This is a genomic window from Sporosarcina sp. FSL W7-1349 (genome assembly GCF_038003045.1).
Taxonomy (GTDB): Bacteria; Bacillota; Bacilli; order Bacillales_A; family Planococcaceae; genus Sporosarcina.
In genome coordinates, this window is record NZ_JBBOOK010000003.1 from 303,084 (window position 1) to 328,155 (window position 25,072).

Below are 25,072 nucleotides of genomic sequence, written 5' to 3' on the forward strand. Positions count from 1 at the left end.
CAAAAGCCTTCCATCATCCATGAGTAAACGTTCGCTGAATGGGAATAGAGTAGATAAAAGGAGCTGTTTTTTATGTCTAAAGAGCTATTAGAAGAGTTGAACACACAGGTTTCCACATGGTCAGTCATGTATGCGAAACTCCATAATTACCATTGGTATGTAAAGGGGAATCAATTCTTCACCCTCCATGCGAAATTCGAGGAACTTTATAATGAGGCTACGCTACATATGGATGAAATCGCCGAGCGTATTTTGACACTAGGTGGAAATCCGGTTGCCACGCTAAAAGAGCACCTGGAGCAATCTGTCGTGGAAGAAGCGAGCGGAAGCGAGAAGGCGGAAGGCATGGTTCAAACCTTGGTGGAGGATTTCGATAAAATCATGAAATCGCTGAAAAAGGGAATGGACCTCGCTGCAAAAGACGGCGATGATATGACCGAGGATCTATTGAATGCGACGTATCAAAGCATCGAAAAACACCAGTGGATGCTGAATGCCTTCCTCGGAGAGGATAATAAATAAAAGCCCGCCTTGAAAACAAGAGGGAAAAACCGATAGTAGAAGTGTGAAAGGAGGGATGGGAAATGGATATCAACTCCATGATGGCCAGTCAACTGCGCAGTTTGCAGTCCACTGTCCAAATGAGTGTGATGACGAAAGCCCTCTCGATGAACACAGCTGCGGCGACAGAAATGTTGGACAGTTTGCCGGCTCAGCCGGTTGCCGCACATCCTACTAAAGGGATTTCCGTCGATGTGAAAGCTTAATTGCGGAAGAGACATGCATCTCCATAACGGAGGTGCATGTTTTGTTTTGCACGGACCATACTAACCGGAAAAAAGGATGGTTCGTATGGAAAAGATGAAATTATACGTATCGGTCGTCAATCAGCAAGTATATCCGCATCCCCATGATTCTCCGTGGGAATATGAAGTGGAAATTACGAGGGAGGCTGCGCCCGTCTTCAAGCGGATTTTCAATCAAATGGACCGTTTGGAATTCCGGAATTTCCTTCGTGCTCATCTTCCTTACGTTCCGTATCACTCTGACAAAGACAATTATGACGTGGACCGGAGAACGATGATGATTTATGCACTGATTCATGAATTCACGGATGAAGAGTCGAAGCGGTTCATCGAACAACTGCCATATTTCCGTTGAAAACGGTTTTGTCCTTCGCTACACTGAACAAAAGGATGTGAAGTGACATGATGGTTTTTACGGATGTCAACGGGGGACGTGTGGAGCTGACATTCGGTAAGAATCCGGATGGAATGGAAGCGAGACACGTCCTCGTTGTGCTGAAGCATGAAGGGAAATGGCTAATGACCCGGCATCCCGGACGCGGTATCGAGTTCCCTGGCGGAAAGGCAGAAGAAGGGGAAACGATCGAGGAAGCGGCCGTTCGCGAGACGATGGAGGAGACCGGTGTCTCCATTTCTGGCCTGGCCCACGTGGCCGAATACGTCGTACGCAGCAACCAGACGTTTTGCAAGGCGGTTTTCACGGGGACAGTCGACTCGATCGAACTACACCCGGAACTTCATGAAACGGAAGGCGCTTTGTGGTTGACGGACGAAGAGATCGAGACTTGTGGCGAGTTAAGTTTCCATATGACAGGCACCGGGATGGAGCAAATCAGGAAGCGGGTGGAAGCATATGCAGAGTGATGGAATGATTTATCATCGAAGACCTTACCCGTCCCCGAACCCGAATGTCCAATTAGAGGAAATCACCTATTGGTCGGATGGTCTGAGGGTGAAAGGGCTTCTCGCTGAGCCGATTGCGGAAGGGGAGTATGAAGGTCTCCTCTATTTGCGTGGTGGCATTCAGCATGTCGGCATGGTCCGGCCTGCCCGCATCGCCCAGTTCGCATCACAAGGATTTGTCGTGTTCGCCCCTTATTATCGTGGGAATCGTGGAGGGGAAGGACGAGATGAATTCGCCGGCGCCGATCGATTGGATGCAGTCCATGGGGTGGATGTCTTAAAGCAGTCCCCGAAACTGCGGGACGGACGGATTCACCTATTTGCCTTTTCAAGAGGAGGCATCATGGCATTATGGACAGCCATTTTACGCGAAGACATTGCGTCCGTCGTCACCTGGGCAGGCGTCTCGGATATCGTTTTTACATACAAGGAACGGAAAGATATGCGGCGGATGATGAAACGCGTCATCGGGGGAACGCCGAATAATATGCCGGATGAATATCGGGAACGGACCGCCCTCTTCCGGGTGAATGAAATCGCGTGTCCTGTTTTAATTATTCACGGAATGAAAGATGATAATGTTTCCTTTGAACAAGCGATCCTATTGGAAGACGCATTACGCGAACACGGGAAGCCGTACGATACTTGGTATTTCCCTGACTATACCCACTATTTCCCGCCTGCCATCAATGCGAAAACCGTCCGGGACGCCTGTCTCTGGATGAAAGAACAGACCGTTTAAGGTGCCTGTGGACGACCAATAAAACAGGTACCAAAAAACCCCAGGTATGATTTCATACCTGGGGTCGCGTATTTATTAGGCGATCGGTCCGCCTTTTTGGACGATATCCTCTGACACATGACCGAATTTTTTGAAGTTCTCACGGAAAAGTCCCGCCAATTCTGATGCCTTTTCATCATAAGCCGCTGAATCCGCCCAAGCGTTGCGTGGGTTCAATACCTCGCTCGGAACGCCTTCGATGGCAACCGGCATTTGGAGTCCGAAGATTTCATTCGTTTCGGTTTCCACATCGTTCAGTTTGCCCGCCAATGCTGCGCGGACCATCGCACGTGTATATTTCAGATCCATCCGTTTCCCAACGCCGTAGACGCCGCCAGTCCAGCCTGTGTTGACCAGAAAGACTTGTGCGTTGTGCTCGTCGATTTTATTTCCTAGCATTTCCGCATAGACCATCGCTGGAAGCGGTAGGAACGGTGATCCGAAGCATGTGGAGAATGTTGCTTCCGGAGAAGTGATGCCACGCTCTGTACCTGCCAATTTAGAAGTGAATCCGCTAAGGAAGTGGTACATCGCTTGTTCCTTCGTCAATTTTGAAATCGGAGGCAATACGCCGAATGCATCCGCCGTCAAGAAGACGATGGTTTTCGGGTGGCCTGCGACAGACGGCATGACAATATTCTCGATATTCTGAATCGGGTAAGCTGCACGCGTGTTTTCCGTCAACGAGTTATCATCGTAATCCGGAATGCGTGTATCTTCGTCGATAACGACGTTTTCCAGAACTGAACCGAATTTGATCGCACCGAAGATTTCCGGCTCTTTTTCTTCGGACAAGTTGATGCATTTTGCATAGCATCCGCCTTCGATGTTGAAGACGCCATTATCGGACCAACCGTGCTCATCGTCACCGATCAGCTTGCGGTCAGCATCCGCTGAAAGTGTCGTTTTCCCTGTGCCGGAAAGGCCGAAGAATAGGGCAACATCGCCTGCTTCGCCGACGTTCGCCGAGCAGTGCATCGGAAGGACACCTTGTTCAGGAAGAAGGTAGTTCATGATGGAGAAGATGGATTTTTTCATTTCCCCAGCATATTCCGTACCACCGATCAAAACAATGCGCTTTTCAAGTGAAACGATGATGAAAGTCTCAGAATGAGTACCGTCTACAGCCGGATCTGCTTTGAATGAAGGAGCCGCCAGAATGGTGAACTGGGCTTCGTGCGTTTTCAATTCTTCTTCCGTCGGACGGATGAACAATTGGTGGACGAAGAGGTTCTGCCATGCATATTCGTTGACGACTTGGATAGCCAAGCGAGAGTCCTTATCTGCACCTGCAAATCCTTTGAAAACGAAAAGCTCATCCTTTTTGGAAAGGTGATCCAGCACTTTCGTATATAAGGAATCGAAAATTTCGGAGGAAATCGGCCGGTTCACTTTGCCCCAGTCAATTTTGTCTTTGGAAGACGCTTCCTCGACGATATACTTATCTTCCGGGGAACGTCCTGTATATTTTCCTGTCCGCGCAGTGATGGCTCCGTCTGCTGTAAGCTGAGCCTCTCCACGGGAAGTCGCCTTTTCGACCAGTTGTGGCACCGAAAGCTGGATGTTTACATTTTCTCCTGCAAGAAGATTTTTTAGTGCATCGCCAATTTTCGCTGAAATCATAATGTAAGTACCGTCCTTTGCATATAATCCCTAAATTTTTGGGTGTCCATCACAATTCACGAATAGTATAACACATTACCAATAATAATCTACACTAATTTGCAACCTCAATGAATTAGACACAATTGCCATACATTGTTGACAAGGAAGAAAAAATTTCGTAGCATAGGTATGAACGGATACTCTTATCCCGAGCTGGTGGAGGGGTCAGGCCCTATGAAACCCGGCAACCTGCAAAGACATAATCGTCTGCGAGAAGGTGCCAAACCTGGACCAAGGTAAAATTCCTTGAACGATAAGAGTGAAAGGTGCTTTTCGAAATCATGCCTTTCCTCATGTTTTTACGTGAGTGAAGGGCTTTTTTTATTAGATTGCCCTTTATCCCTCGTGTTAAAGCTCGAAATGGCTTAAAGTTTGTACTTCATTCTGGACAAACTTAACATGGGACTTATGAGTACCGTATCAATCTCGTAGGATATAGGAGGAAATTGTATGTCAAACCGTAAATTGTTCACGTCAGAATCTGTAACCGAGGGCCATCCGGATAAAATGTGCGATCAGATTTCGGACGCTATCCTCGACGCCATCTTAAAGGAAGATGCGAATGCACGGGTGGCTTGCGAAACAACAATCACGACCGGGCTAGTCTTGGTCACAGGTGAAATTACGACAACTACGTATGTGGATATTCCGAAAGTGGTACGGGAAACGGTGAAGGGAATCGGATATACACGCGCGAAATTCGGATTCGACTGGGAAACATCGGCGGTTCTCACTTCCATCGATGAGCAATCTCCTGAAATTGCAGCAGGAGTTGACCAAGCATTGGAAGCACGGGAAGGGACGATGACGGACGAAGAGTTAGAAGCAATTGGGGCAGGAGACCAAGGTCTCATGTTCGGATTTGCTTGTAATGAAACACCGGAATTAATGCCTTTGCCGATCAGTTTGGCACATAAATTGTCACGTCGCCTGTCCGAAGTGCGCAAAGAGGAAATCCTCCCTTATTTGCGTCCGGACGGAAAAACACAAGTGACAGTGGAATACGATGAGGAGAATAAACCGGTACGGATCGACACGATCGTCATCTCGACGCAGCATCATCCAGAAGTGACCATTGAGCAGATCACCCGGGATATGAAAGAAGTCGTCATCGGTGCGGTCGTTCCGGAAGAGTTGTTGGATGAAGACACAAAATATTTCATTAATCCATCCGGAAGATTTGTCATCGGGGGCCCTCAAGGGGATGCGGGTCTGACAGGCCGAAAAATCATCGTCGATACATACGGCGGCTATGCGCGGCACGGCGGCGGTGCGTTTTCAGGGAAAGACGCGACGAAAGTTGACCGCTCTGCCTCCTATGCGGCACGGTATGTAGCGAAAAACATTGTGGCGGCAGATTTGGCGGATCGTTGTGAAGTACAACTGGCTTACGCAATCGGAGTGGCTAAACCGGTCTCGATCAATGTTGATACATTTGGCACCGGTAAAATTGAAGAGAGCAAATTAGTGGACTTGGTACGAGAGTTGTTCGACCTGCGTCCGGCCGGCATTATTAAAATGCTCGACCTGCGCCGCCCAATTTATCAGCAAACGGCGGCATACGGACATTTCGGACGTACCGATATCGAATTGCCATGGGAACAGACGGATAAAGCGAATGCGCTCAGGGAGTTGGCGGAGCGCGTGATTGGATGATTGAATGATTAAAGGAAGGGCGCCCGAAAATGGCGGCCTTCCTTTTGGATTTTGCGAAGCGCTGATACTGTACTCTCACGCTATAACTCTCATCAATCTTTGATGTATTGAGTCAAGTGCTGATAACCCGCGCCATATGCTGATATTTTGCTCCAATGACTGATACTTCATTTCAAACGCTGATACATTGCATCAACAGCCGATACTTAGATCCACTTGCTGATAGTTTGTGCCAAGCGCTGTTATCTTACACCGAACCCTGATACCTCAATCCAAGCGCCAAACTTTATCTTTTCAATTGCCCTCAGCTTCATTCCACCCAATCAGTTTTGCAAACTCTTATAATACTGCCCTTTCTCCGCGTATTCCCGGACGATGCGTTCCATATCTTTTTTATCGTCGTCGTTTAGTTCACGCACGACTTTAGCGGGGGAGCCCATGACCAATGTGTGGGGCGGCACTTTTTTACCCGGAGGGACTAAACTGCCTGCCCCGACAAATGCGCCTTCTCCGATTTCCGCTCCATCCAACACGATGGCGCCCATCCCAACGAGCGCTCCTTTGCGGATTGTGCAGCTATGTAGTGTCACTTGGTGGCCGATCGACACTTCGTCTTCCAGCACCAATGGACGATTGGGGCTTTGATGGAGGCAGCAGAGGTCTTGGATGTTGACCTTGCTCCCGATAATGGTCGGGGAGACATCCCCGCGGATGACGGTGTTGAACCAGATGGAGGATTCTGGACCGATTGTCACGTCTCCCGTAATAGTTGTATACTCTGCAATGTAAACGGACGGATCGATTTTAGGGGTCTTGTCTTTATATGGATAAATCATTTCGTTCTCCCTCTTCCTCTAGTGGTGTATAATTATCCTAACAAAGTTCGGGTTTTTATTGAACTGAAAACGGTAAAAATAAGAGTAGACGATGGATAGATGAGGAGGTTGCTCATGTGGAAATGGGAAGCGGACGGACAGCCTAAGGCGGTCGCAGTCATCGTTCACAGTGCGTATGAACATCATAACCGTTTCGCATGGTTGATCCAGAAACTGAGAGCTAGCGGTTACCATGTCGTAACCGGAGATTTGCCCGGCCATGGGGAGGAGAGCGGCAGAAGGATTCATAATGAATCCTTCCGTACATATGAAGAGTATGTCAAGAAATTGATCGGTGTCGGATTGGCGGATCATTTGCCTCTGTTTGTGTTTGGGCATGGACTAGGGGCGACCTTGGTCGCGCGTCTCCTGCAAATGGAGAAACTGGAAGTCGCGGGCTTGATTCTCAGTTCGCCTTGGTTTTCATTGAAACACCAGCCGCCCAAATTCTCGGCGATGCTGACGAAATTTTCTTCTTCCATGAAACTGAATCATGAGATCAGTATTGAAATGTTGACCCGCAATTACGATGTGTACGTCGATGCGCAATCGGATCGTCTCTATAACCCGGTTGTGACGGCGGTCTGGTATAAAGAATTGCAAACTTTCATGAAGTCGGTCTTCCAGCACGAGGACACCATCCAAGACGTGCCCGTCCTTCTCCACCTTGGCGGCAGTGATCAGTTGAGTGATATTGCCTATGCGCGAAGCTGGGTATGGAAACAGCAGTTGTCGGAAGTCCAAGTCAAACAGTGGAAGCGGCTTTACCATGATATCTACCAGGAACCGGAACGCGAAGACATCTATCTATACACGGAGGCATTTATGGATAATGTCTTGCGGTCCCTTGGATATGTAGTATGAAAGACATCTGAAAAGGTGTCTTTTTTTGGATTTTTTCGAGAAGATTCCCTTATATCAAAATAGTTTTAATCTGTGAGAATATCTATCTTATATAAGACTTGTATATTATAATGAGCAGGATTAACTGACTAGTTTCGGGATTGAAACAACCGGCAGATGAAGGAGAATAGCGAATTGAAGTCCATTAAAACAAAAATAATTGTAAGCGTCTTCGCCATGTTTTTTATAGTGCTTAGCGTTATTAATTTATTTGTCAATGATCAGATGCTGAAGCAGACGAAGCAGGTACTGTATTCCCAAAGCGACGTCGCGGTCACGGTCATGGGCCAGTCGATCGATAATTTCATGCTCCAATATGAGCAGGCGTTGCAGCTGCTGGTCAATCATCCAGCCGTTGCAGATTATGTGGAAGAACAGAAGGCCACCGGGTCAAATGAATCCTTGTCCCATACTGGCATTGAAAACGCACTCGGCAATTTTTTGGAAGAGCTGCCGGCGGCGAGCTTGACGTTTTTTACACTGGAAAGTAATGCAACGATATTTATGCCGCTTGTCGATCTAACCGATTTTGACGCGGTAGGTCGCAGTTGGTACATTGACGCGAAAGCGAATCCCAGCCAGGTCGTCTGGTCTGATCCGTATATCGATCTGACTACCGGGGAATATGTCATTACGGCATCCAAAGCGGTGACGCAAAATAATGAGGTCATCGGTGTACTTGGGGCTGACATCAGTTTGGCGATGATGACCGAACGGGTTTCGGAAAGCGAGTTCGGATTTCAGGGCTATCCTTTCCTGTTGGATAAATCCGGTAACGCGATTGTCCATCCATCCGGCGTCACCGAAAGTGGCGAGAGGGCGGACCTTTCATATATGAATGCGGCACAGCAGAACGGCATTGCGCGTTACGAAGAAAACGGCAAGACGATGACGGCCGTCTCCGCGGAAATTCCGCGCCTCGGCTGGACGGTTGGCGCCGCATTCAATGAAGATGCCATCATGGACACTGCGAAAGAGACGAGGAATCTTGTCATCTTCATATTCATCCTAGCGGAATTACTCATCGGAGCCCTCTTATGGTTCCTGATCACTAAAATGATCAAGCCGCTCGATATCATCGGTGCGGAGATGGATAAAATGGCGATGGGTGAATTGGATGTCCATGCCGAAGTCCGCTCAAAAGACGAATTTGGCAAATTGGCTGCCAACTTTAATGTCATGGCGGCGAAAGTACATGATATTATTACAACTGTCCGGCAATCCGTCCAAGAAGTACGCCTTTCCGCAGAGAGCTTGAGCGCTTCCGCGGAGGAGACGAACGCAATTAGTGAACAGATGGCAGGGGCGGTTGAGGATGTTGCAGCTGGGGCGACCAAATCTGCTCATGATACCGAGGATGCGACACGGACAGTGGATCTGCTAGGTCAGCAGATTATGGGCATCCATGATAAAGCCGGCGTCATGCGATCAATTGCAACGGATGCGGAAGCGGCAAATGCAGAAGGGCGTACTCAGGTTAATGAGTTGCAGACGGCCTTTGCTGACTGGCGGACCAATTTGCTGTCCATGGGGAATTCCGTCCAAGATCTAGAGCATAAAGTCGAAGCGATCGGCACCATTTTGGAGACCATCACGGAAGTTTCCGCCCAGACGAATCTGCTAGCGCTCAACGCAAGCATCGAAGCGGCAAGAGCGGGAGAACATGGAAAAGGATTCGCCGTGGTGGCGGAGGAAGTCCGAAAACTCGCCGAACAATCAAGTCGTGCGACGGATGAAGTGAGAGCGACTGTCGCGGAACTTCAGGAAGGATCTCACCGGGTGGCGACGGAGATGCGGGAGACCGGCCAGTCTTTCCAAGATCGAGCAATTGTCGTCCAAAATACGGAAGCGACATTCGGAAATATTACCGATCTGATGCAGCGTTTAGAACAATCCATCGCGAGCGTCTACGATGAGGTGAATGAAGTCGTCCGTCACAAGGAAACCGTATTGGAGACCATTGAAACGATGGCAGCCACATCTCAGGAAACGGCTGCTGCGAGCGAGGAAATCAATGCTTCGACAACCGAGCAATTGCATGCCATCCGCGAAGTGGCAGGCTCCGCGGATCGGCTGTCAGGCCTCAGCGATGAATTGCATAAGGCAATCAGTCAATTTAAAGTGTAAGGAGCAAGCGAACCCTTGAAAACCGGCCGATTACTGGTTTTCAAGGGTTTTCATTTCCGGTATATTCATAATGAACGATTGAAAAATATCATTTCATGCAAATGAATATGCTAGAATGGAGACATATTTTCGAGGACGGGGGTTGCTGAATGTACGAGAGAAGCCATACTGAATTTTATTCATGGTTGAGATCCATCTTCATCGCCTTCCTCTTGGCTATCCTGATCCGGCATTATCTATTCACGCCCGTCATCGTTTCCGGGCAGTCGATGGAACCGACGTTTGAGCATAATAATAAACTAGTCATTTCCAAAATATATAAAATCCATCATTTTGATATGATTGTATTTCATGCGCCGGGAACGGAGGACGATTTCATCAAACGGGTTATCGGATTGCCGGGGGATGTCATCGAGATGGTCGATGATACACTTTACATCAACGGGGAAGAGTATGAGGAAGAATATATCCAATCGGTGAAAGCGCGGATTGGGGAAGGGCAGAAGCTGACGGAGGATTTCGCCATCCGGGTACCGGAAGGGCAGTTGTTCGTCTTGGGGGACAACCGGCGCAACAGTATGGACAGTCGCGTCTTGGGCTGTATCGATAAGGACTCCGTCGTCGGTGTCGTGAAATTCCGTTTCGCCCCTATCCGAGAAATGGGAGTGCCGAAGTAAGAAGTTTCTCTCGTGTCGGTTTTGATTAAACCTATTTGGAAATGGGTATATTCTAACCGACAATTCACGAATGGGAGTGAACGGCATGCCAAAAGAAAAAAAGGATCCGAATGCGCAGAACAAGATGGAAAATCCGAAGCAGATCGGTCAGGAATTCTCGGATGAAAAGCGCCGCAAGAACGAAGTCGCCTCTTCGGAATATACGGGGGGCGGCGAAGGAAAAGTGGACTTGCAGCAGGATAAGAACGAGACGGGTGGATTTTGAACCCTCTTCAAATAGAGCCTTTGCACATCAACGTGCAAAGGCTTTTGTCTGTTTTTATGGTACAGTAAATGGAGAATAGTTACGGATAAAAGGAGTTCGCACCATGGAAGACTTTTTTGTACGGAAGAAAAGGGAACTGAATATCGATTTGAATGATGTACAACGGCAAGCGGTTTTGCAGACGGAAGGCCCTCTTCTTTTGCTCGCTTGCCCGGGTTCCGGCAAGACGACAACGATGATTATGCGGATCGGCTATTTAATCGAAGAAAAAGGGGTATCCCCTGGACGGATCAAAGCCGTCACCTTCAGCCGTGCCGCTGCCCGAGAGATGGCGGAACGGTTTTCTCGTTTTTTTCCGGATAGCCCGCCCGTTGATTTTTCGACCATCCATAGTTTGGCGTTTTCCATCGCACGGAACTATTTAGGGAAACTGGGAAGCGGATATGAACTGATCGAGGGAGGCGGAAAAGGACGGGGTGCGATTACGAAAACGTCCTTGCTGAAACAGTTGTATAAAGAGATACTGCGCGATGAAGCGACGGAAGATGAACTGTCCTCCCTTTCCACATTCATCAGCGCGCTGAAAAACAAAATGGTCCCGATGGAAAAGTGGACAGCCGTGGAAGGGCCATTCAAACTGGCAGGGGAGATCGCTTTGAAATACGAGCGGTATAAGTCCCGGGACGCTCGGCAGCGGCTTCTTGATTTCGATGATCTGCTCCTGATCGGGGAAGAAGCGCTTCGGGTGGACGAAGCGCTTGCGGGGCAGTTCCGGAGCCGCTATGACTATGTCTTGACAGATGAAAGTCAGGATACCTCGCTCGTCCAACATAAAATCGTGGAGCATCTCGTCGCGCATCATGGAAATCTTTGCGTCGTGGCAGATGACGACCAGTCGATCTATACATGGAGAGGGGCCGACCCTTCCTACTTACTGGATTTCCGGAAAGTGTATCCGGATGCCGCCATCTTGCGGATGGAGCAGAATTACCGTTCCTCGAAAGAAATTGTCGAAACGGCCGCCTCGTTCATCAAATGCAACACACAGCGCTATCCGAAAGAAATGCGGACGGAAAATGGCGGGAAAGGGCCGATCCATATCCAGCGGCTCGATGACGCAAAACGCCAGCTCGAATACATTACATATGAATTGTTGAGTGAAAAAGAGTTGGGGGAAGTGGCGATCCTGTTCCGGAATAATGCCTCCTCGACACTGTTCGTCAGTGAATTGACAAGGCGGGGCATCCCTTTTTATATGAAGGATGCCGACGACCGGTTTTTCTCCCATTGGATTTTGAAGGACATCCTGAATTTCATGCGGCTCAGTTACAATACAAACCGGAAAGACATCTTCTCGCAAATCGTCATGAAGATGAATCTCTTCGTGTCCCGCAATCAGGTGAGCCGTTTTCTTTCGGCAGAAACAGACGGGGATGTATTCGATAGTTTCATCGAAGCGGTTGAATTAAAGACAAACCAAACCGAGAAATTAAAAGAATTTCAGGAAGTGTACAGAAATATTCCCGATATGCGGCCGGCTCAAGTCATCCGTGTTATTCGGTATGAACTGGAATATGAAGAGTCGTTGCGGAGCAGGTCGGAAAAGTACGGATTCCGGCTGGATGGCTTGCAAGGGATTTTGGATACGTTAGAGGAAATTGCAAGTTCGTGCAGGACAATGGTCGAGTTTGCCAATCGCTTGCAGGAACTCGAGCAAGCGGTCCAACAGGCGAAATATGATCCGCCGGAAAACGCAGTGACCTTGTCCACATTCCATAGCGCGAAAGGCCTTGAATTCCGGAGGGTGTTCATGATCGATCTTGTCCAAGGCGTTATTCCATCGGAAGAGGATGTGATGGATACATTAATGCTGGAAGAAGCTCGACGATTGTTCTACGTCGGAATGACGCGGGCAAAGGAACGGTTGGAGTTGCTATCTTATCAAAAGTCGGGAAATACGCGGAAAAGCGACTCCCGGTTTATCAATGAAGTGAAAAGGATCTTGGTGGGGGAACCAATGCAGATTGCTGAAAGAAGAAAAGTTGCCGTCCAGCAGGAACGGAAATCCAAAGGGAAGTCAGTTAATCCTCCTCCGCTGAACCCGAACGGTATCCGAAGTCGGGAGGAATTGACGGCAGGGACTGATGTGTTGCATCGGGTGTTCGGCCAAGGGGTCATTCTGAAAGTGGACGGGGAAGAGATCCATATCCGCTTCGGCAACACAAGCAAAAAGCTGTCTTTGGAGATGGTACTGGAGCGCCGGTTGCTGGAGAAGGCTGCGCAATGAAGGCCTGGCTATGGATTGGTCTAGCGGGTATGGCCGGTGCCGGTTGCCGTTTTTTATTCAGCCAAGTAGTTGCGCAAGCCCATTTTCCTTGGGCTACGTTTGCGGTCAATCTGATCGGTTCGTTTTTACTTTGTTACCTTGTGGGCGGCGTATTGCAAAGATGGACGAGTCGGAAAGAGGTGCAAGATGCCATAACGACAGGGTTTCTAGGGTCGTTCACGACATTTTCCGCTTTGGGCATGGAAGTTATTTTACTAATGGAAGAGGAACGTTTTGGCTTGGCTGCGCTTTACGTCGCCGTCAGTCTGATCGGTGGTCTGACTGCTGGATCGGCGGGCTTTTATTTGAGCGGAAAACAGGAGGGGCGCATATGAATTGGATGACACTTGCTCTAGTCTGTATTGGCGGGTTTATCGGCGCTGTCTCCCGGTATTGGATCGCTCAAAAGTGGAATGCCCCGAAAGGTTTTCCAAAAGGCACATTCATTGCTAATCTGGCTGGATCTGTATTGATTGGACTCGTATTTGGTCTGCCGTTGTCCATTTGGTGGAAAGCGTTAGGAACAACCGGCATCGCGGGATCATTGACGACATTTTCAACGTTGACGAAAGAATGGTGGGAACTCTGGCGAAGTGGACAGAAGCGTTTGGCCATCCTTTATCTACTTCTGACATATGGGGCGGGTATCAGCCTCGTCTATTTCGGATATTTTCTTGGCGGGAGCTTGTTTGACGAGCTAAAAAGGGAATAGAGTAGGGGACTACGATTTTAAAACGAATGCTTCCCCTAGACAAACTGCATAAGGGAATCATTCGTTACAAGATTATTTGGATAGGTTCAATGCAGATTCCGATACATAGAAATCTTTTTCGTTATAAACGGTTACACCGTCAAGTGTCTTTGTATACGATTGGTTTGGCTTCGTTACATGGGCAATGTTTTTATTCACAGGTAGTTCGATCCTGATATTATTCTTTTCTGCAATAAATACAGGGTTGTTTTCATCTGTCACATCAATGCGCGTTTCGAATCCTCTTTGCTCGAAATTCTCTTTTGCATTAACAAATAACTTGTCTGTTGTTTTATTCAGATCAAATCCTAAGAAGGACGCCATTGTTTTCGCAAGATCGGTGTTGTCTACCAATCCGTATGGTTTAGATGGGCCATAGGCGTAAAGGAAGACATCCTCACCAGTATGACCACCTGTAGAGAAGCCGATGTTTGCACGATTTGACAGCATTTTCGACATATCAGCTTGTAAAGATTCTGATGCTTTAAGAGCTTCGATTTCTGTTTCTGTCAGATTGTCCAAACCGTATAATTCAGCTACTTCTTTCATATTGGAACGATCGTCGTTCAATTGCTTTAAAGCACCTTCAACAGTCATCGTTGCTTTTTTCAAAGGATCGATATAAGTAGAAACCGGAATTTCGGGGTAGTTGCTATTTGTGTTGACATTCCCCATTGTAATTCCGCTGTTCCCGTGGTCACTCACTGCAATGACCATTGTGTTTCCGTCTTTTTTCGCAAAGTCCAATGCTTCTTGTACCGCATCGTCAAATGCTAATACGTCACTGATGATGCCAATCGGGTCATTTGCGTGTGCCGCCCAATCCACTTTACTTCCCTCAACAAATAGGAAGAAACCATCTTCATCTGTAGAGAGTGTATCAATCGCTTTTTCCGTCATTTCAGCAAGAGTTGGTTCATGATTACTCGTTGTTTCGCGATCAAAGTCATAAGCTAACGCAGATGGAGCAAAGGATCCCCAAATTTTATCTGAATTTGTTTGTAATAGCTCCTCACGTGTTTCAACAAAGTCATATCCCTTTTCATCAAGGACTTTAGTCAAATCTTCGCCGTCCACTCGTGAATTTTTCCCTTCGCCAGGTAATAGGGATTCTTTACCTCCCCCGAGAACAACATCGATTTCCTGATACACTTGTTGCTCAGCGATATCCTGGTAGTTGCTGCGGTGTGTTGCGTGAGAAGAGAAGCCCGCAGGAGTTGCATGTTGAATTTCGGATGTAGAAATGATCCCCGTTGCCTTGCCTTGCAGTTTTGCACCCTCTAATACATTCGCAACTGGTTTGAAGGCATCCTCAGGATCCACCGCTTCGACACCTGGTGTACTCACTAACTCAGGAAGAAGTCCAACAATCTTATCATTACTCTTATGCCCCGTCGCCAAGGCAGTGGCAGCTGGCGCAGAATCGGTGATCGCTGACTCGGCTGAATGCGTTCGCACGCCTCCGATTACGATTTCATCCATCGCCAGGTTTTCGCCTTTGTACCATCTGGCAAGCGAAGTAGCCCCTGCACTCGTTCCATCCATCACCATCATAATGACATTGGTCGGTTCATTCTGATTGTTCTTCGCCTCAGTGATATGATTGTAGCCAAAGCCTAACGATGAAAAAGCTACAACAGCGGCCATTGAGACAATTGCTGTTTTCTTTCTCAACACATTCTTCATGTTGCCATCCCCCTCAATGAAAGTAGTAACCTCATCAGTTATCATAGGGGGTGTTTATTAATCTAATATGAATCATAGGTAAATAAATTGTTAATGATATTAAAAGTGTGGATTTTGAGCCATTACTTTATTTTAACTGAGAGAGAGGGCTTACTGTTTTTATTCCGGGGATAGTCCTTACAGTTCGTCAAATTGCCATAAGAGTTTCTAAGGGCCCTTACAGTTTTTAAAATGTAGTCATGACAGTTGTCCCCAGCCTCCACTTCTAAACCATGCCCGACTCTTGATTTCCCCCATTTGAACCGATTCTGCGAAACTGGTAACATTGGATGGCACTAGTTGAATAGGAAAGGAAGAGCTTCTTTTGATGAAAAAATTGCAAATGGGCCTAGGAGCTATTTTTCTTGGGTTGGTGTCAGTCTTTTTATATGACACTTTCGGTAATGGAGAACAGTCTCCCACGCGAGAAGGGCTGGTCCCGGTAGAGCTGGTGAAGGTAATAGACGGCGATACGATCAAGATCATATACGAGGGGAAAGAGCAGAATGTCCGCTATTTGCTCATCGACACCCCTGAAACCAATCATCCGCGGCTCGGAAAGCAGCCATTTGGCGACGAAGCCAAAGCACGAAACCAAGAGCTGATAAACAGCGGAACACTTGAAATTGAATTTGATATCGGTGAACGAATTGATAAATATGGCCGACTACTTGCTTATGTGTATGTCGACGGGGAGAGCGTCCAAGAAAAGTTATTGGAAGAGGGATTGGCCCGTGTAGCTTATGTGTATCCGCCGAATACGCGCCATTTAGATCCGTATGAAAAGGCTCAAAATGTCGCAAAGAAGAAAGGGCTCGGCATCTGGTCCATCGAGGATTATGCGACAGATCGCGGTTTTGACAGCGAAGCATATGATAAAGAGAATGCGGAACAGAGTCCAGTCTCGGAACCCGTGGAAGTTTTCAAAAACTGTACGGAATTACGAACGAAATATCCGAACGGCGTGAAGAAAGGGCACCCGGCCTATTCGGAAAAAATGGACGGCGATCGGGACGGTTATGCTTGTGAATAAGCGGCTTTTTCGTTAGATGAACTTACTATGACGCCTTAGTATATGTTACACTAGGGAAGTTGAATATATCTATCATTGATTGGATCCCCTCCTCACTGGATATGCTAAAAGGAAATTAGGCATACCGGATGAAATGTTGGGGGATTGTATGTATACATTCTAACACCAGGGCGTGTTTGAAAGTCCGTCCCATCCGCTCGTTGTAAAAGACTTTTTCATCCCTGACGCGGGGCTGAAAAAGTTTTTTATTTTTTTCATTATTTACACACATCAGGAGGCTCATCATGTTTCAAATAAAATCAGTCTTGCGCCCAGCCTTTTGGGAAGCGCTGCTGCTCACCGGCCTAGTCATTGCTATGATCAGTGTCAGTATCATCGTATTTGACGCCGTACCGCATATCCCCATTTTTTTCGCCATTCTTTTATTAATCGCGTATGGCCTTCTTAAAAAACTGCCTTTTGCACAGTTGGAGAAAGGACTGGTGGATGGAGCGAGTGCCGGGATGGGGGCAGTCTTCCTGTTTTTCTTCATAGGCATTCTGATCAGCAGTTGGATGATGAGTGGCACGATTCCGACGTTGATCTACCTAGGCTTTCAATTGATCACTCCCGCTTTTTTCTTTGCGATCGTCTTCGTTGTGACATCGATTGTCGGTGTATCCATCGGCAGTTCCCTTACGACAGTCGCTACTGTGGGGGTCGCTTTCATCAGCATGGCGGATGTCATGGACCTCTCTTTGCCGATGGTGGCGGGCGCTATCGTGTCCGGTGCATTTTTTGGTGATAAAATGTCGCCTCTCTCGGATACGACGAATCTAGCCTCTTCGATAGTGGGGGTTGATCTGTTTGAACATATCCGGAATATGGGATGGACGACGATTCCTGTGTTTTTCATTTCATTGATTTTCTTCGGTATACTGTCCCCTCGGATGGAAGGGGTGGACTTTGGGAAAATTGATGCTTTCCAGGCGGGCTTATTGGATACGGGGCTCATTCATTGGTACGCCTTCATCCCGCTTATCGTCCTTTTTGTGATGACGATCGGCAAAATACCGGCCTTGTTGACGTTGGCGTCCAGCTCCCTTTCGGCCATCCTTTTGTCGTTCATCCACCGATCTAATGGCATGGCGGACTTGTTCGGTATTTTATTCGGAGGGTATGTTTCCAAGACGGGAATCCAAGATATCGATGCCTTGCTTACCCGGGGCGGGATGGAAAGCATGATGTTCACCGTTGCGCTTGTGCTGCTTGCGTTGAGCATGGGTGGGCTATTGTTTACGCTTGGCATCGTCCAATGCTTACTTGATAAACTGGCCGGCGTTTTGAAACGGGCGGGTTCGGTCATTACCTCTTCAGCACTGACCGCGATCGGCATCAATGTGCTGATCGGGGAGCAATATCTGTCCATTTTATTGACGGGCCAAGCTTTCCGCCCTCAGTATGAGAAAATCGGATTGAAAAGCAAGAATTTAAGCCGAGTGATGGAGGATGCTGGCACGGTCGTCAACCCATTGGTCCCCTGGAGTGTTTGCGGGATCTTCATCACGAAAGTGCTCGGGGTGGCAACCGTTGCCTATTTCCCGTTCGCCGTCTTCTGCTTGCTGTCTCCCGTCCTGACGATCCTGTTCGGATTGATGGGCAAGACATTGACGTACGATAAATGAAAGAAGCTTCCCTCGCGCCGGGGAAGCTTCTTTCATTTGGCCGGATGTTTTTTTAATGAAAAACGTTCTTCATAATCGGTTGTTTCTCGCAATGCTTTTTCTTCTGTGGGAATCCGGACAGATAACATCCAAATATTGAGCAGGGAATAGACGAACGCTGTGAAGTAGGCACTGAATAATAAGGGAAGGACTAGAATTTCAATGGATACGACGACATAATTTGGGTGGCGAAGCCATTTGTACGGACCTTTCCGCACAACATCCGCACCGGGCATAACGAGTATTTTCGTATTCCAGAACTTGCCGAGAGAAGACAGGCACCAAACCCGCATCACTTGGGCCAGCAAAAAGATCGGCAGCAGGAAATGCCAGAGAGGGGAGAGCGGGCGATCGAGCATGGCTACTTCCATGATGAGTGAAACAAAAAAAGCGATGTGCATCATGACCATGAGCGGATAATGCTCAGCGCCTGCCTCAAAAGCCCCTTGGCGCCGCATCCATTTTTCATTACGTTTGGCAATAGCCAACTCGATAATCCGCTGGATAATGACAATTGAAACGACGACAGTAAAAAATAGCATCCCCTTCACCTCATTCCCATTTCGCTAATATTAATTCCCCGCAGAAACCAGGTCCCAGCGCTGCGAGCAACCCATATTCGCCCACGGCAGGCCCTTGCTGCATGAACCGCTCCAATACATAGAGGATGGTCGGGGAGGACATATTGCCGTTCTCCCGCAATATCTCCCTCGATACATTTGTCATGGACGGATCAAACCCTAAAGCCTCTTCATACGCCTGCAATACCTTTTTACCTCCGGGATGAGCGACGAAATGGGTAATCTCTTCTTTCGTCAATCCTTCTTTTTCGAGAAACTCATGGACGAACGGACCGAGCCATTTCGTAATGATGCTCGGGATGCTTTTCGAGAAAATGACATGAAGTCCGTTGTTTTTTACATCCCATCCCATGACCTCCTCGGAATCTGGCATAAGCTTGGAAGTGGTCGTCAGTATGGCCGGCATTGCTTTCAAGGCGCGTACCGGGGAGCGGTCGCCGGACACAAGTGCACAGGCGACTCCGTCGGAAAATAAGGAAACGCCAACCAGATTACTTTTGGAGTAATCTTCTTTCTGGAACGTCAAACTGCATAATTCAATGGATAGGACGAGTACGTTGGCTTCCGGGAAGGCGAGACAATATTCATACGCCCGGCTTAAGCCGGCAGCACCTCCCGCACAACCGAGTCCCCAGATCGGACTGCGTTTCGTATCATCCCGGAAAGGGAGTTGATTCATAATACGTGCATCGATGCTCGGCGTGGCAATCCCGCTGCTAGAAATGAAAAAGATGGCATCCACTGCATCGGGGGAAAGCGGTTCTTCGAGCCAGCCTTCCCCCTGTAAGCAATCCTTCACGGCTTGAACTCCATATTCCAAGGCATGCTCGATATATAAATCATTCCGTTCTTTGAAATCATGTGTTTCCCCATACCAATCCAATGGCATACAGACATGCCGCTTCTCGATATCCCCATTTTGGAAGACGGTCAACAGACGATTGATATCTTTGAATCGTTTGCTGAACAAAGAGCGTGTTAATTCGACCGCTTCGTCTTGTGTCACCTCATATCGGGGTTGTATCGTACTGATTGAAAGTATCTTAGGCATCAGACCCCACCAACCTCCCACTAACATAATAGTATTGCTATTTCCTAGGACCGTATCGCGTAAACATAGGGCAAATCTGCTGTGCTTGCGATTGATTTGAAAAGTATCTCACTTTCATAATTATGAAGATGAAGGTAAGATTGGATATACAACTAAGATAATTCGAGTTTCCTGTAAAAAAGCTTACACTGCGTCCCTTTTGCGCCTCTGCCTTTGCACGGAAAGGGGACGACGGAAGGGGATTCTGATAGTGGTCAAATTAAGTATCTTGGATCAGTCGCCGATTTCCGAAGGGAGCGACGCCCGGACCGCTCTGCAACAGACGGCGGAACTTGTGCAGCGGGCCGAACAATGGGGGTATGAACGTTTCTGGGTTTCCGAACATCATGACACGGCGACACTTGCCGGTTCTTCTCCGGAAATCCTTATATCCCATCTGGCTTCCGTGACGTCAACCATCTGCCTCGGCTCGGGCGGTGTCATGCTGCCCCATTACTCGGCCTATAAGGTAGCGGAAAATTTTCGCCTGTTGGAAGCGCTGTTTCCCGGCAGGATCGATGCCGGCGTCGGCCGTGCCCCAGGTGGCATGCCGCGTGCCACGTATGCGTTGAATAATGGGGAATACCGAAACGTCCATCAATTTCCCGACCAAGTGGATGATCTGCTCATGTATTTGCATGATACGATGCCGGAGGATCATCCGTATTTCGGCTTGAAGGCGACCCCGGTGACGGAATCGGCACCGCCTGTCTGGATGCTCGGGTCCAGTCCTGATTCGGGCCTGCTTGCGGCTGAAAAAGGCTTGCCGTACATGTTTGCCCAGTTCATCAATGGGGAAGGGGGACCTGTATACGCTGCCAAGTATCGGCAACAGTTTGTCCCGTCTGCGTATTTACAAAAGCCGAAACAGGCGGTTGCCATCTTCTTCGCTTGCGCCGAAACGGAGGAAGAGGCGGAACGACTCATCTCTTCCTTGGATTTATCGTTGATCATGTCGGAGCAGGGGATGCGTTCGGCAGGTACTCCTTCTCCGGAAAAAGCACTGTCTTATGAATACAGTCATTATGAGCGGTTGCGTGTACTCGAAAATCGCAAGCGGATGATCGTCGGCACTCCGAAGACGGTCCGTTCCCAAATAGAGCAGCTTGCGGAAGAATATGTGGCCGACGAAGTGATGCTTGTCATGAAAGCGTACGATTTTGCTGCCAAATTGAAGTCCTATGAATTGATTGCAAACGAAATGCTAAATTGAAAAAGAGAGGGGACCAAGCACTATGGAAGTGATTCCTACGCCATTGAAATTAATTGAAAAAGCAAAGCATTTGGAAAAGGTTGTATCCTTGCCACAGGCAGCCATCATGAACATCCAACTGAAAGCGGGCGAAGAAGTTGCGGAACATCATTCCGAACGGGACGTGATCATTGTCGCTCGGAAAGGGATCGTCCGATTCGAGGTGGAGGGGAATGAAGTCTTCGTCTCCCCGGAAAACCTCCTTCATATGGCGCCATTTGAAAAGCATAGCCTACGGGCGATTGAAGATGCCGACATCCTGGTCATCCAAGTGGAACCATGATTGGTTAAGTATATGATTTTCTGTTTTGACATATGAAAAGCCTGCCAATCGTGGCAGGCTTTTCATATGTCGTGCGCTCTGAATTCAGGCGAGCGCCTCATGTATTCGATTCGATTTTGGCAATACGCTGGCATAGTGCCCGCATGCTCGCTTCGAACTTCACATTGCTTTCTTTGGAGCGTTTTTTCGGACCGCGCAGCCTTCCTCCGGCCATCCGGATCTTTTGTGCGGTGTGGCGTGCGTAGAGCAGTTGATCCATATTATCTTCCGTATAGAGCCGGCCGTTCTGATCAATCGGATGCCCTTGTTTGGCAAGGACCATGGCCGCTAATCCATAGTCCTGTGTTACGACGATATCGTTTTTCTGTACACGGTTGACAAGTACGAAGTCGACTGCATCCGCTCCCTTCGAAACGATAATGGTTTCCGCGCCATCCCGGTGCATTTCATGCGTCGTATCGCAAATAAGCATGCAGCGGAATCCGAACTGCTTGGCGATGCGAATGGTTTCATCCACTACCGGACAGGCATCCGCATCGATAAGAATTGTCGCCATCCAGCAACCTCCCTCTCTATTGTCTTATGATTAGTATAGCAAACATAGAACGGGGAAAATCATCGGTTTGAAACTAGATGGGCCAGGGTAAAGTAGAAAAAATTGTACAAACAGGAAGGAGAATGGGCCATGTTCGAAAAACCGGAAGACGTGCGAATGTCGCGGGAAGAAATGGAAGAGTATGGGCGCGCGATTGATGCGCGAAATGCTGCGCTCGAGAGGACGGAAGTGGAGCCGGATACGATAGAGCTTGCCGCCGACCAAGTGCCACCTCCTCTATCCGAAGAGGAAATCAAGCGCCGGGTCGGGGAACAGAATTACGTCAATATGAAAGACGCGAAAATCATGAACTCCATCAATAGCTGAAAGAGGATGCGCGCGCATCCTCTTTTAGCGTTTCCCCACTTCAATTTTTCCATTCTTAGTGGAAAGCTGAATCAAATTCTCCCCGGCACCGTAACTTCCCGCTCCGTTCTTTTCTCCGAAAACGGTAATGGACCCATTACTGGCATGTGTTTGGATGATTGCGTTTGTAGGCTCCCGATCCGTTTGGATGGATATGGAACCGTTATTCGTTTTCAAGTCCATCGGATGATTTAGCTCGTGGGCGAGAAGTGAAATTCGACCGTTTTTGGCAACGCCTATAATTTGACCTTGGACATGTTGCAAATCGATTTTGCCATTATCCGCTTCCAGCGTCATTGTTTCAGCCGTACTATTTTTCATCGTAATTCGCCCATTGTTCGATTTGGCTTGGATGGTGGAACTGGTCAGTTGATCGGCGCGAATTTTTCCATTTCTTGTATCTGCCCTCAGCTTTTCCGTATCAATATTTGTCAAATCGACAGAACCATTTCTTGTTGTAGCTACAATTTCATGAGCCTGGATCGTGTCCATCTTCATTTTTCCATTGCGGCTTTCCATTTGAATTGCGTCGTATCGGTTTGCGGGCACATATACTTTGACAGCCGGTGTTTTGAAGCTAAAGTTAAAATTAATAAGCTTTTTATTCTTATCCTCTAGATGGACGACTAGGCGATCCTCTTTCGCATCCGCTGACAGTTTATATTTTCCTTGTTGTCCGGAAACCTCAATGCGAGCAGTCGGTTCGTTTGTCGGCAAAAGTTCTGCACTTCCATTGTCCACGGTAATTTGGATGTCCTGAAATCCATTATTTTCTACATTCACGACTTCGGTCATCCATTCCGTATTTTCCATTTTCCCGAATGTCCACGCGCTCCCGACCAGTCCAACGATAAGAAGTACCAAGGCGACGAGGGAGAGCTCTTTTCTATTCAGCATGACGCAAACCACCTTTTACAAGCCTCATATTAAATTTCAAATAGCGGAGAAAGCCACTTTGCAAAAATTTTGTTACGGAATACATGCCCATCGCCCCGAACAGACCTAACCCACAAAATGCGGAGGAGGCAAACACGTCAAACCATTCAAATGTATCCGGATAAAGGAAATAATTTACAAGCACGAGAAGCGGCGCGGCGATAAAACCGGCACTGGCCGCCCATCCGCCAATCAATACCCCGACCAATCCGACAAAAGGTCCCAATACGAAGATCAGATTAAAAAATCCTAACCCCAAGACCGCCCACATAGCCCGGAATACATTGCCGGACGAAATCGTTGTTTCCGCTTTTTCCAGATGATGCGCGGCCAATAAATCCCTCGCCAATGCTTTCGGGGAACCGAGCGCGGCTGTAATTTCCTCTTCGGTTTTTCCGTCCAACATTCCATCCGTAAAATACTCCTCCAAATCCTGTAAGATTTCAGCTTGGTCATGTTCGGGAATTTTGTGAATCAAGCGCTTCAGCTCTTGTAAAAATTCATTCTTTTTCATCTTTCCACCCCTGTGTCTCCCATTTTTAATGTGTTGGAAATTAAAACTCCAGGTCTATAGATCAGTTTCTAATCTGAGGAATCTATGTCATTTCGGACACTCTCCTCGATCAAATTATTAACGCCTTCCGTGAAACTACGCCATTCTTCCAGTTGTTCCTGCAAATAAGCCCGGCCTGTGTCGGTCAACTTATAATATTTACGAGGCGGGCCTTCGGTCGATTCTTGCAAATACGTTGTAAAATACCCATCTTTAGTTAACCGGCGCAGCAACGGATAGACGGAGCCTTCCGAAATGGAAATCTGATCTGAGATTTTCTGGACGAGCTCATATCCGTACCGGTCTTGTTTGTCTAGAAGGACGAGCACGCATAGATTCAGTACTCCTTTTTTAAATTGCACATTCACCTGCTGTACGCTCCTTTCACTACTAATCAATAGACAGTAGCGTTTCATGCTAGGTAGTTATTGACAATAATATATCACACGGTACTATTCTATGCAAGGTACTGTTTAAAGTGAAATAAAAAAGCATCTCATTCGATGCTTGTAAAGTGTTTCAATGCTTCCCGTTTGCTTAACGGTTTCAATGAGTGTGTCGCGACGAAGGTCTGCACCCAATTCGGGTCGGTTTTGGCATACTCGCGCAAGCTCCAGCCAATCGCTTTCTGGATGAAAAATTCGCCGGAGAATGAATGCTGCTCAATGATTTTAGATAAAAGGGAAGTATCCGTTTCGTTCTTATATTTCAGTTGGTGAAGGATGGCTGAACGGTTTGTCCACATATTGCCGGATTGCGACCATTCCGCCATCACGAGGCCCCCTTGCTCCCGATTATGGAATACAATATGGCCCACGAGCTTTGGAGCGATGGTATCCACGCTATCCCACCAAGACTTGGATTCGATCAGTTGACGTAAAACTGGCAAATCATCGATTGTCAGATGCTTTTTCATTTTTTCCAATAAAGCGATCGCTGCATATTGGTACTCCCGTTCCGGCAATTTGTATAATGTCCACACTTCCTCGAAGAGCAGATCCTTTCCAGGCAACTCATATTCTTCGAATTGTTCTTTTAGTAATTGTTGGCGCAGCGGGCTTTTGATCCCGAGGAATGGGAAATGGTTTTTCATATAGGCAGCCATCGGAGTCGCTTGTGCGTCATCGCGATTTGCTTCGAATCGATCAATAATGCCTTGGTGATCCCATCGTTTCATATAGGTCAACCTCCGTTTCGGTAATTAGGAAAAGTGTACCACA

The 25,072-nt window shown here is 47.8% G+C and carries 28 protein-coding genes and 1 riboswitch; of the genes, 18 read left to right on the plus strand and 10 right to left on the minus strand.

All coding sequences use genetic code 11. The features are described 5' to 3' along the window. The first annotated feature begins 72 nt into the window (after positions 1-72). From MKY41_RS20070 to MKY41_RS20090, 5 genes are all read left to right on the plus strand, one after another. A complete protein-coding gene (locus MKY41_RS20070) occupies positions 73-522 on the plus strand; it encodes a Dps family protein (RefSeq protein ID WP_340746729.1) in 450 nt (149 codons plus the stop codon). Positions 523-584: 62 nt separating this feature from the next. Beyond that, positions 585-767 carry a putative motility protein gene (locus tag MKY41_RS20075; RefSeq protein ID WP_340746730.1) on the plus strand — a complete coding sequence of 61 codons (183 nt, stop codon included), beginning with the start codon at positions 585-587 and terminating at the stop codon, positions 765-767. A gap of 85 nt (positions 768-852) precedes the next feature. Further along, positions 853-1,161, plus strand: a complete 309-nt coding sequence (locus MKY41_RS20080) for a transposase (protein ID WP_340746731.1) — start codon at positions 853-855, stop codon at positions 1,159-1,161. Positions 1,162-1,208: 47 nt separating this feature from the next. Further along, on the plus strand, positions 1,209-1,670 hold the full coding sequence (locus MKY41_RS20085) for an NUDIX domain-containing protein (protein WP_340746732.1): 462 nt from the start codon (positions 1,209-1,211) through the stop codon (positions 1,668-1,670). Beyond that, a complete protein-coding gene (locus MKY41_RS20090; RefSeq protein WP_340746733.1) occupies positions 1,660-2,451 on the plus strand; it encodes an alpha/beta hydrolase family protein in 792 nt (263 codons plus the stop codon). Before MKY41_RS20085 ends, MKY41_RS20090 begins: the two co-directional genes overlap by 11 nt. A 75-nt stretch (positions 2,452-2,526) precedes the next feature. Here the strand turns inward: MKY41_RS20090 and pckA are convergent, their stop codons facing one another. Beyond that, positions 2,527-4,113: a phosphoenolpyruvate carboxykinase (ATP) gene (pckA, locus tag MKY41_RS20095; RefSeq protein WP_340746734.1), complete on the minus strand. Its 1,587-nt coding sequence runs from the start codon at positions 4,111-4,113 to the stop codon at positions 2,527-2,529. A gap of 182 nt (positions 4,114-4,295) precedes the next feature. Beyond that, positions 4,296-4,415: riboswitch (SAM riboswitch) on the plus strand. 190 nt (positions 4,416-4,605) lie between these two features. Between pckA and metK the strand changes: the two genes are divergently transcribed. Next, positions 4,606-5,811, plus strand: coding sequence for a methionine adenosyltransferase (gene metK, locus MKY41_RS20100; protein WP_340746735.1), 1,206 nt, complete (start codon positions 4,606-4,608; stop codon positions 5,809-5,811). A gap of 323 nt (positions 5,812-6,134) precedes the next feature. Here the strand turns inward: metK and MKY41_RS20105 are convergent, their stop codons facing one another. Continuing rightward, positions 6,135-6,647: a gamma carbonic anhydrase gene (locus MKY41_RS20105; RefSeq protein ID WP_340746736.1), complete on the minus strand. Its 513-nt coding sequence runs from the start codon at positions 6,645-6,647 to the stop codon at positions 6,135-6,137. Positions 6,648-6,761: 114 nt separating this feature from the next. On the opposite strand from MKY41_RS20105, the gene MKY41_RS20110 reads away from it, so the two are divergent. The 7 genes from MKY41_RS20110 to MKY41_RS20140 all read left to right on the plus strand — a co-directional run bounded on the left by MKY41_RS20110 (position 6,762) and on the right by MKY41_RS20140 (position 13,696). Beyond that, positions 6,762-7,550: an alpha/beta hydrolase gene (locus tag MKY41_RS20110; RefSeq protein ID WP_340746737.1), complete on the plus strand. Its 789-nt coding sequence runs from the start codon at positions 6,762-6,764 to the stop codon at positions 7,548-7,550. A gap of 174 nt (positions 7,551-7,724) precedes the next feature. Then, a complete protein-coding gene (locus tag MKY41_RS20115; protein ID WP_340746738.1) occupies positions 7,725-9,716 on the plus strand; it encodes a methyl-accepting chemotaxis protein in 1,992 nt (663 codons plus the stop codon). 149 nt (positions 9,717-9,865) lie between these two features. Next, positions 9,866-10,393: a signal peptidase I gene (gene lepB / locus MKY41_RS20120; protein WP_340746739.1), complete on the plus strand. Its 528-nt coding sequence runs from the start codon at positions 9,866-9,868 to the stop codon at positions 10,391-10,393. A gap of 85 nt (positions 10,394-10,478) precedes the next feature. Beyond that, entirely contained in the window at positions 10,479-10,658 is a 180-nt protein-coding gene (locus MKY41_RS20125) for a hypothetical protein (protein ID WP_340746740.1), read from the plus strand. Positions 10,659-10,761: 103 nt separating this feature from the next. Further along, on the plus strand, positions 10,762-12,945 hold the full coding sequence (locus MKY41_RS20130) for an ATP-dependent helicase (protein ID WP_340746741.1): 2,184 nt from the start codon (positions 10,762-10,764) through the stop codon (positions 12,943-12,945). Further along, positions 12,942-13,319, plus strand: coding sequence for a fluoride efflux transporter FluC (locus tag MKY41_RS20135; protein ID WP_340746742.1), 378 nt, complete (start codon positions 12,942-12,944; stop codon positions 13,317-13,319). Before MKY41_RS20130 ends, MKY41_RS20135 begins: the two co-directional genes overlap by 4 nt. Beyond that, on the plus strand, positions 13,316-13,696 hold the full coding sequence (locus MKY41_RS20140; RefSeq protein ID WP_340746743.1) for a fluoride efflux transporter FluC: 381 nt from the start codon (positions 13,316-13,318) through the stop codon (positions 13,694-13,696). The genes MKY41_RS20135 and MKY41_RS20140 overlap by 4 nt, the downstream gene beginning before the upstream one ends. 72 nt (positions 13,697-13,768) lie before the next feature. Here MKY41_RS20140 and MKY41_RS20145 read toward each other — a convergent pair whose 3' ends face one another. After that, a complete protein-coding gene (locus tag MKY41_RS20145; protein ID WP_340746744.1) occupies positions 13,769-15,421 on the minus strand; it encodes an alkaline phosphatase in 1,653 nt (550 codons plus the stop codon). Between the two features lie 367 nt (positions 15,422-15,788). Between MKY41_RS20145 and MKY41_RS20150 the strand changes: the two genes are divergently transcribed. Continuing rightward, the gene (locus MKY41_RS20150; protein WP_340746745.1) at positions 15,789-16,493 is read left to right on the plus strand and encodes a thermonuclease family protein; all 705 of its coding nucleotides are present in this window, start codon (positions 15,789-15,791) and stop codon (positions 16,491-16,493) included. Between the two features lie 284 nt (positions 16,494-16,777). Then, positions 16,778-18,157, plus strand: coding sequence for a Na+/H+ antiporter NhaC (nhaC, locus tag MKY41_RS20155; RefSeq protein WP_340746746.1), 1,380 nt, complete (start codon positions 16,778-16,780; stop codon positions 18,155-18,157). A 32-nt stretch (positions 18,158-18,189) separates the two neighbouring features. Here nhaC and MKY41_RS20160 read toward each other — a convergent pair whose 3' ends face one another. Together MKY41_RS20160 and MKY41_RS20165 are read right to left on the minus strand one after the other, a co-directional pair. Beyond that, positions 18,190-18,738 carry an isoprenylcysteine carboxyl methyltransferase family protein gene (locus MKY41_RS20160; protein WP_340746747.1) on the minus strand — a complete coding sequence of 183 codons (549 nt, stop codon included), beginning with the start codon at positions 18,736-18,738 and terminating at the stop codon, positions 18,190-18,192. Positions 18,739-18,748: 10 nt separating this feature from the next. After that, positions 18,749-19,828: a type III polyketide synthase gene (locus MKY41_RS20165; RefSeq protein ID WP_340746748.1), complete on the minus strand. Its 1,080-nt coding sequence runs from the start codon at positions 19,826-19,828 to the stop codon at positions 18,749-18,751. Positions 19,829-20,075: 247 nt separating this feature from the next. Here MKY41_RS20165 and MKY41_RS20170 point away from each other — a divergent pair, with 247 nt between their 5' ends. Both MKY41_RS20170 and MKY41_RS20175 read left to right on the plus strand, forming a co-directional pair. After that, positions 20,076-21,080 carry an LLM class flavin-dependent oxidoreductase gene (locus MKY41_RS20170; protein WP_340746849.1) on the plus strand — a complete coding sequence of 335 codons (1,005 nt, stop codon included), beginning with the start codon at positions 20,076-20,078 and terminating at the stop codon, positions 21,078-21,080. 22 nt (positions 21,081-21,102) lie between these two features. Next, on the plus strand, positions 21,103-21,402 hold the full coding sequence (locus MKY41_RS20175) for a hypothetical protein (protein WP_340746749.1): 300 nt from the start codon (positions 21,103-21,105) through the stop codon (positions 21,400-21,402). Positions 21,403-21,499: 97 nt separating this feature from the next. Here MKY41_RS20175 and MKY41_RS20180 read toward each other — a convergent pair whose 3' ends face one another. After that, entirely contained in the window at positions 21,500-21,958 is a 459-nt protein-coding gene (locus tag MKY41_RS20180; RefSeq protein ID WP_340746750.1) for a YaiI/YqxD family protein, read from the minus strand. 129 nt (positions 21,959-22,087) lie between these two features. Between MKY41_RS20180 and MKY41_RS20185 the strand changes: the two genes are divergently transcribed. Then, positions 22,088-22,324: a hypothetical protein gene (locus MKY41_RS20185; protein WP_340746751.1), complete on the plus strand. Its 237-nt coding sequence runs from the start codon at positions 22,088-22,090 to the stop codon at positions 22,322-22,324. 24 nt (positions 22,325-22,348) lie between these two features. On the opposite strand, the gene MKY41_RS20190 is transcribed toward MKY41_RS20185, so the two are convergent. From MKY41_RS20190 to MKY41_RS20205, 4 genes are all read right to left on the minus strand, one after another. Continuing rightward, a complete protein-coding gene (locus MKY41_RS20190) occupies positions 22,349-23,260 on the minus strand; it encodes a DUF4097 family beta strand repeat-containing protein (RefSeq protein WP_340746752.1) in 912 nt (303 codons plus the stop codon). Beyond that, the gene (locus tag MKY41_RS20195) at positions 23,250-23,813 is read right to left on the minus strand and encodes a DUF1700 domain-containing protein (RefSeq protein ID WP_340746753.1); all 564 of its coding nucleotides are present in this window, start codon (positions 23,811-23,813) and stop codon (positions 23,250-23,252) included. The genes MKY41_RS20190 and MKY41_RS20195 overlap by 11 nt, the downstream gene beginning before the upstream one ends. 68 nt (positions 23,814-23,881) lie before the next feature. After that, complete coding sequence (locus MKY41_RS20200; protein ID WP_340746754.1) at positions 23,882-24,220, minus strand: PadR family transcriptional regulator; 339 nt, start codon at positions 24,218-24,220, stop codon at positions 23,882-23,884. A 128-nt stretch (positions 24,221-24,348) separates the two neighbouring features. Then, positions 24,349-25,029 carry a DNA alkylation repair protein gene (locus MKY41_RS20205; protein ID WP_340746755.1) on the minus strand — a complete coding sequence of 227 codons (681 nt, stop codon included), beginning with the start codon at positions 25,027-25,029 and terminating at the stop codon, positions 24,349-24,351. Positions 25,030-25,072: the final 43 nt, after the last annotated feature.